The 7,131-nt window shown below is 45.5% G+C and carries 8 protein-coding genes; 4 read left to right on the top strand and 4 right to left on the bottom strand.

Annotated elements, in window-relative coordinates; all coding sequences use genetic code 11:
• Positions 1-849 (top strand): Obg family GTPase CgtA (gene cgtA / locus IQ257_RS28225; RefSeq protein WP_193933416.1); only part of this gene is annotated, 849 nt, incomplete at its 5' end.
• Positions 850-942: 93 nt separating this feature from the next.
• Here cgtA and IQ257_RS28230 read toward each other — a convergent pair.
• Positions 943-1,122, bottom strand: coding sequence for a hypothetical protein (locus IQ257_RS28230; RefSeq protein WP_193874262.1), 180 nt, complete (start codon positions 1,120-1,122; stop codon positions 943-945).
• A gap of 272 nt (positions 1,123-1,394) precedes the next feature.
• Between IQ257_RS28230 and IQ257_RS28235 the strand changes: the two genes are divergently transcribed.
• Positions 1,395-2,333 (top strand): DUF2382 domain-containing protein, encoded by a 939-nt coding sequence (locus IQ257_RS28235; protein WP_193874264.1) that lies wholly within the window; start codon positions 1,395-1,397, stop codon positions 2,331-2,333.
• Positions 2,334-2,515: 182 nt separating this feature from the next.
• On the opposite strand, the gene IQ257_RS28240 is transcribed toward IQ257_RS28235, so the two are convergent.
• The 3 genes from IQ257_RS28240 to IQ257_RS28250 all read right to left on the bottom strand — a co-directional run bounded on the left by IQ257_RS28240 (position 2,516) and on the right by IQ257_RS28250 (position 4,795).
• The gene (locus tag IQ257_RS28240) at positions 2,516-3,055 is read right to left on the bottom strand and encodes a cofactor assembly of complex C subunit B (RefSeq protein WP_193874266.1); all 540 of its coding nucleotides are present in this window, start codon (positions 3,053-3,055) and stop codon (positions 2,516-2,518) included.
• A 410-nt stretch (positions 3,056-3,465) separates the two neighbouring features.
• A complete protein-coding gene (locus IQ257_RS28245; protein ID WP_193874268.1) occupies positions 3,466-3,819 on the bottom strand; it encodes a PadR family transcriptional regulator in 354 nt (117 codons plus the stop codon).
• 502 nt (positions 3,820-4,321) lie between these two features.
• Entirely contained in the window at positions 4,322-4,795 is a 474-nt protein-coding gene (locus IQ257_RS28250) for a hypothetical protein (RefSeq protein ID WP_228061114.1), read from the bottom strand.
• A 245-nt stretch (positions 4,796-5,040) separates the two neighbouring features.
• Between IQ257_RS28250 and IQ257_RS28255 the strand changes: the two genes are divergently transcribed.
• Both IQ257_RS28255 and serS read left to right on the top strand, forming a co-directional pair.
• On the top strand, positions 5,041-5,619 hold the full coding sequence (locus IQ257_RS28255) for a DUF3611 family protein (RefSeq protein WP_193874269.1): 579 nt from the start codon (positions 5,041-5,043) through the stop codon (positions 5,617-5,619).
• A 118-nt stretch (positions 5,620-5,737) separates the two neighbouring features.
• Positions 5,738-7,021: a serine--tRNA ligase gene (gene serS / locus IQ257_RS28260; protein WP_193874270.1), complete on the top strand. Its 1,284-nt coding sequence runs from the start codon at positions 5,738-5,740 to the stop codon at positions 7,019-7,021.
• Positions 7,022-7,131 lie beyond the last annotated feature (110 nt).

A 7,131-nucleotide genomic window follows, 5' to 3' on the forward strand; every position in this document is an offset into this window, starting at 1 on the left:
AAGTACGCCCACCGCTTTGAAGCCGAAAATGGCGGACGGGGAGGACCCAACAATCGGACTGGGGCAAACGGAAGCGATCGCCAGATTGAGGTTCCTTGCGGTACGATTGCTTACGATGCGGAGACGGGGGAAATTCTAGGGGATTTAGTCGAACCCGGACAAACTCTCTGCGTTGCCAAAGGGGGTAAGGGCGGATTGGGAAACAAGCACTTCCTATCCAATCAAAATCGCGCCCCAGATTATGCCTTACGGGGACTGCCAGGGGAGCATCGCCACTTACGCTTGGAGTTGAAGCTGCTGGCAGAAGTGGGAATTATTGGTCTGCCAAATGCGGGTAAGTCCACTCTTATTTCGGCACTTTCAGCCGCACGACCAAAGATAGCAGACTATCCTTTCACGACATTGGTGCCAAATTTAGGCGTGGTGCGTAAACCAACCGGTGACGGTACGGTATTTGCAGATATTCCCGGACTCATTGAGGGAGCACATCTGGGAATGGGTTTAGGTCATGACTTTCTGCGCCATATCGAGCGCACTCGCCTGTTGTTACACCTTGTTGATGCTACTGCCGAAGACCCTATTGCTAATTATCAAACCATTCAAGAGGAGTTGCGAGCTTATGGGCATGAATTGTCTGAGCGTCCGCAAATTCTGGCGCTTAACAAGATAGATGCTGTAGATGCAGAAACAGCAGACGCCCTAGCAACTGAACTCAATCAATTGACTCAGGTGCCAGTTTTTCAAATTTCAGCGGTGGCTCACATTGGCTTAGACGCTCTTTTACAAAAAATTTGGGAGTCTCTTGACCAGTTAACGGCTGTTGAAGTTGCAATTCCAAGAGGACTGTAAGATTGATTTAAAACTAAAAGCGCGATGCTTTGTAGAGATAGCTAGAGAATTGACTGAAACTAACTACCCTTTTGAACTCCTGATTCATCTTCATCAGTCTCGCCAAAAACCAAAACTTGTAGGAGTGACCACAGGATTGATCCAACTCCCGCTATTAAGAGAACCAGCATCAAAGGGGCAAGTCCGGCAAATGGAGCGAGTATTGCCATTAACAGTAAACCGAGCAGTATTATTTTTACCCAAGTACTTCTCATCAGTCTTTTCTCCCTGCATTTCTTCTCAAATCTATCTCTTGTTAGTAGAGACGTTGTCTGTAACGTCTCTCTATGCCACCCCTTGCATAGCAATTATTTATCAAAATTATTTCATTAGTAATAGTAAAGTTCTATTTTATGGGAAATGTGAAATTTAGATATCTATCATTAGATAGAATAAGTAGCTTGTGTCAATTGATTAACGTCTAATCCGCCGTAAGGAAGAAGGAGCAATGCCTAGAGCAGATATAAGCTTAATGCATTCCTTTACAAAAATTAGGAGATACTAGCATGGCTCTTTTCAAGTTAGCCGATTTTAATCCCAACTATCGTGAAGAAGCATTTGACGGTGAAGAGATTAAAGGACTGGATGTTTATGCTGGAAAAACGGATGAAAAGATTGGCAATATTCACGATGTCCTAGTGGATGAATCAGGGTGCTTTCGATATCTGGTTATTGACACAGGCTTTTGGATTTTTGGTAAAAAAATCTTGCTTCCAGTTGGTCGTTGCCATGTTGATACCAAAGCGCAACGTATTTGTGCCATAGGGTTGTCTAACAAACACCAGGCAGAAAACTTACCAGAGTACGACGACAGCATGACGGTTGATTACGACTACGAAGAGCGAGTGAGAAATGTTTATCGTGTTCCCAGTGTCGAAGCGTCAGCACAGGTAGAGGCATCAGGTGTTGAAGCAGTACCCACTCGGGCTGCGATATCACGTCCTGTCTCCTCTCAGCCAACGACTGCTGCCTATAACCGCAATACCTATACCTATGAGCAAGAGCCTGTGATGTATCAAATGAACGAGCAAGAGCATCAACAATTGAGACTGTATGAAGAACGGTTAGTTGCCAGTAAAAGGCGTCAGCAAACAGGTGAGATAGCAGTTGGTAAGCGGGTTGAAACTCAAACAGCACAAGTCTCAGTTCCTGTAGAAAAAGAGCGCATTATTATTCAACGGAAAACTCCTGAAAATACCGGAATTTATGTGGCTCCTGGTGAGGTTGACTTTCATAAAACTGAAGTAGCCAGAATGGATGTTTACGAAGAGACTGCTAATATCAACAAGCAACCCTTTGTGCGTGAGGAAGTCGATATCAAAAAAGAGGTTGAAAGGGATACCGTTGATAGTACAGAAACTATCCGCCGTGAAGAGTTAGAGGTTGACATTAAAGGAAATCCGGCGGTAAATCGCTCCCGTAAACGTCCTAACAAAAAGCGTTAATGTTACTCGATATCATCTGAGTAAATCTTGATATATAGGCTGAAAAAAAGCTGTAGAGCTATCTAGCTAAATGGTTAATCCTAACTTCAAGAATAACTAAGATAGCGATCGCATCAATAAGATATATTCTGCCTTAGTTGGGGGAAGGTTGATTTTTCCCCAACTAAGTCAGAAGTTTCCCTCTACGGTTCCGAAGAGGGCTTGAGCTTCAGATTTTGTTGTAGCTGTGCGAGTTCATCGCGATGAGCCGTAACTGTAATCACACTTTGCGTACCGAATTCTTGAGCAGGCAGTGTTTCCACTTTTAGAAAAACCTGCTCGTTTCGTCCCGCTCCCTGCCAGTAAAAAAATCCAGCAGCAGGAGAGAGGAGTACTAACCCGAAAAAAAGCTGAGTCAGTGCCGGGTAAAGCAACGAGAGAACCAATACCAAACAGAGGATGCCACAGGCAGCCAGCACTGTTAAAAAGATGGCTAAAAACAAACTTGGTCGAACAAATCCTTGAAAGGTGACTTGCCCCGTGGTGGCATCGACGGCTGCTACCCGGTAAGCTCTTTGATCAAAATAGTTCTGTAACTGCTCCAGCAGCGATTCTTCTGGCTCTTGTGCCACCAACTTGATTTGTTCGGTTCGGTCTTTAACAGAGGCTCGAATGAAAAAAAATAATCCAATGGCTAACAACACGGTTAGCCCGAATGTAGAAGAAAGAATTGCTGTATTCACCGATTTTTAGGTTAAGTCACCCATCTTTTCTACTACTGTACCTTTTTCTTAATCTAACGCGCTTTCGGTCACGAAACTATCAGCGACAATCCCCCAGTCACTTAGTACTAGCACGGCAAAAGAGCCAAGCAAGCCCTGCTCGTGGCTTGGCTAACAACGTTTACCCAGCCTTTATCGTAAAACCCAAGGGTTGTACAGACGTACAGACGTTCCTTGGCGTGTCTCTACGATTTTAAGACCAGAATCGATAGGGCATAGTCGAGCCAACAGTGCAGTTCTCGGTAAAACCCGTCAAAGTGGCAGAAATTTTCCAGCAATTTCAAGCGGTGGGGCACGGTTGCGGAGAGAACCTCCAAAAACTACCGTACTCCGAAAGCTCAAAAGTGAAGGCTGATTTCTGCCGAATTGCACTAAATAGCTTGACAATCCTGGGTTATGTAGTCTCGCCAAAAACTGGCAAATTCCTCGGCTTGTTGCCGCCATTTTGGGGAGATTTGATACATTCGGCGGGGACGACCCCGTCCTTCTACTTTTTTCCAGTAGCCCGTAATTGCCCCAGACTCTTCGAGAAACTTCAGTGCGCTGTAGAGGACTGTATCAGAAAGGCGATAGGTTGGGTATTCCTGTTCCAATTGTTGGATCAGTTGGGTGCCATAAGATTCTCCTTCTAACAGGACTGACAAAACATAGCATACGGCTAATTCCTTGTTGAGATAGTTGGGAGGGGGGTCTTGAAAAAACTGATAGATATCCTCAAATTTCATCTGCATAGTCCACTGAATATCCCTGCTAACTGGATTTGCATGGGAAAGTTTTCCTGAAACTAACAATGGCTTCAACACCCCGAAGAAATGACACCTTGTACAGCGTGTCTGTCAACAACTACGAACCTCAGTCGTTTTATTGTTTGGGCAACGCCTTGAGGTCGTTAAAGGCACTCTCGTTAGCTCGGTGACGGCAGATGCAACACAACTGAATAATCAGGATCAATTTTAGCGAAGTCGCTCTCAAACACTGTAGAGAGAAGATCTAGGCTTTCAGGTAAAGTCTCACAGTCAACGTTACCGTTTTCTCTGAACTTTAGTTTGACCCGGATTTTAAAGCATTAATCTTCTCTACTAGCTTTTGCGTCCATATTCCGCAATATTTTGCTTTACAGTTCCTTTAATTTCTTTTTATGCCGGGTAGAGGCTGGTAAGCTTCCTCAGACACGACAAGGAACACACCCTACTTAAAAGAACCAGTAAACAAATGTAAAAAATTTGCTCACACGCTAAGTTCCGGGCTGGTTTGCCAAACCTCCTTGATAATTTTGCCAGTTCGATCGAAGTAGACCTGGTAGGATACCGATAAAACTACGACAGAACCCCGATTGGGTTGGGCAGTAATTTGAATTTTAGCTTCTACGGAGCGATTATGTTGATGTTGCTCGACTACCTGAAAATCTTTTATTTTGTACTGGCTGAAAAAATTCTGCCAAGCCGAGTAAATCAACTGACCCTGATAGATTTCGTCCGTATCTGCTATGCCGTGGAAACGCTTTAAAATGGCATCATGCCTGTACCCACGAACTAACAACTCAGCATTGGAAGTGGCGATGACTTCCCAGTGCCTTTGAGCTATCGACAGGGGATTGGCACTAACTTGGTTTTTGTACAGCGACAAACTCCAAACCAAGGCAATAGCGCAACTGGCACGGGATAAACGCTGCCTCCACGTTGATTTCAAAAGCTCCACCATCCTATCACTCCTCGAAACGGGCTGCCCGCGAAAATCGCAAGTGCGGAGCTTGCACTCTACGCCAACAGACGAGAAACCTCGATTAAAAGTTCTCCAGAGATTAAATAAGACCGATACAAGACGAGTCTTCTGACAAACTGCTTAAATTGAGATAGGTTGTCACTAGCGATTCCAGCTCAAATGCCAGAAAAGCCTGATTTTTATTCACTCCCAGCTCCTCTACAACTACACGGAGCTTTTTGAGTATGTTTTTTCTTCGAGAAAAACCTGATGTTTCTTCACTTCCAGCGCCCCTCCAGCGAGTCGCCTTAATGCTGCGAACCTACGGATGGATTGCCCTTGGGCTGCAGTTAGTGCTAGGAGTGGTTTCGATGGGAATTCTGCTCTCTGGCATATTGGGTCGTGCTTTTGGTCCAACAGAAGATAAGGCGGGAGTGGGATTCGGCATCTTTTTGGCTATTTGTGGATTGGTGACGCTGGGCATCGGCATCTACATCGCATTCCGTTACACTCGCATTTCTAAGCAACTGGTAGCTGCCACTGCTGCAAACCGCCCTAGTAAATCCGATACCCTACAAACGATCCGTCTAGGACTGATTGTAAATTTAGTGGGTATGTTATTAACCATTTTCGGGGCGCAAGCCATAATCGGTAGCATCGTGATTAGGTCGATATCCCAACCCACAGGCTTGACAGTTTACGACGCTAATCGATTTGTACGACCGCTAGACTTGTTTCTCGTGCAGGCAAATATCAATACCATTACAGCCCACTTCGTCGGCATTGCTATTGCTATTTGGCTCTTCAATCGAATTAATCGATAGAGCCATGTGGCATAGTAGAACAGGTATCTTACCTGTCTAAGATAATGATCCTGCGATCAAAGTTTGCCGCCTTACTCCCCTGGCAGATAGTTAGTACCCGCATTTTTTGTGAAAATCTGTGCTTGACTTAAAGCAAATCCGAGAAAATCCCCAAGGCGTCCAAGAACTCCTAGACCGACGTGGAACAGGTCAATATGACCTACAGCCGATTTTAGAGTTGAATCAGCGTCAGCGAGAACTAGAGACATCCCGCAGTCGGTTCCAAGCTCGCAGCAACGAAATTGGCAAACTCATCGGTCAAAAAATTAAAGGGGGTAGTTCTACTGACGCGCCAGAAATTAAAGGGCTGCGAGATGAAGGCAATCAGGTTAAAGCAACTCTGAGCGAACTGGAGCCTCAGGAAAAAGAACTCAAAGCTGAGATAGAAGCCTTATTGCTATCCTTCCCTAACTTGCCCAACGAATCAACGCCGATGGGTAAAAGTGAAGACGAGAATGTGGAAGTACACCGCTGGGGTGACGAATACATTCCCCAGAATGATAAGATTCTTCCCCATTGGGAAATCGGCGAAAAGCTAGGAATTCTTAATTTTGAACGGGCAGTAAAAGTTGCTCAAAGTCGGTTTGTGACTTTAATGGGTGCTGGTGCTGCCTTAGAGCGGGCGCTGATTAGCTTTATGCTAGAGCGACAAATTGCGGCTGGGTACGTGGAAGTAATGCCGCCAATACTGATTAACAGTCAGTCTCTGACAGCTACCGGTCAGTTACCCAAGTTTGCAGAAGAAAGCTTCAAGTGCGACAGCGACGATTTATGGCTTTCTCCAACAGCCGAAGTGCCGCTAACTAATCTCTACCGCGACGAAATCCTCGACGCATCCCAGCTCCCCATCTATCACTGTGCCTACACACCCTGCTTTCGTCGGGAAGCGGGTAGCTATGGGCGCGATACGCGGGGACTGATCCGACTGCACCAATTTAATAAAGTTGAGCTAGTAAAAATTGTTAATCCCGGTACTTCAGAGGAGGAACATCAAAAACTAGTTGGGAATGCAGGGGCAATTTTGGAAGCTTTAAAATTGCCCTATCGGGTTATAGAACTCTGTAGTGGAGATTTAGGTTTCTCAGCGACTAAGTGCTACGACTTAGAAGTTTGGTTGCCCTCTTCTGGAAAATACCGCGAGATTTCCAGTTGCTCTAATTGCGGTGATTTCCAAGCACGACGCGGCAGCATTCGCTTCAAAGAAGCGGGAAAAAAAGGCACTCAGTTCGTCCACACTCTGAATGGTTCGGGTTTGGCAGTGGGGCGCACCATGTCGGCAATTTTGGAGAATTACCAGCAACCGGATGGTACGGTCAAAATACCGGAAGTACTGCAACCTTATCTAGGACGTGAGGTGTTGTGAGACATCCCGCAGTCGGTTCCAAGCTCGCAGCAACGAAATTGGCAAACTCATCGGTCAAAAAATTAAAGGGGGTAGTTCTACTGACGCGCCAGAAATTAAAGGGCTGCGAG

Source organism: Coleofasciculus sp. LEGE 07092 (assembly GCF_015207375.1).
In the GTDB taxonomy this organism is placed as follows: Bacteria; Cyanobacteriota; Cyanobacteriia; order Cyanobacteriales; family Coleofasciculaceae; genus LEGE-07092.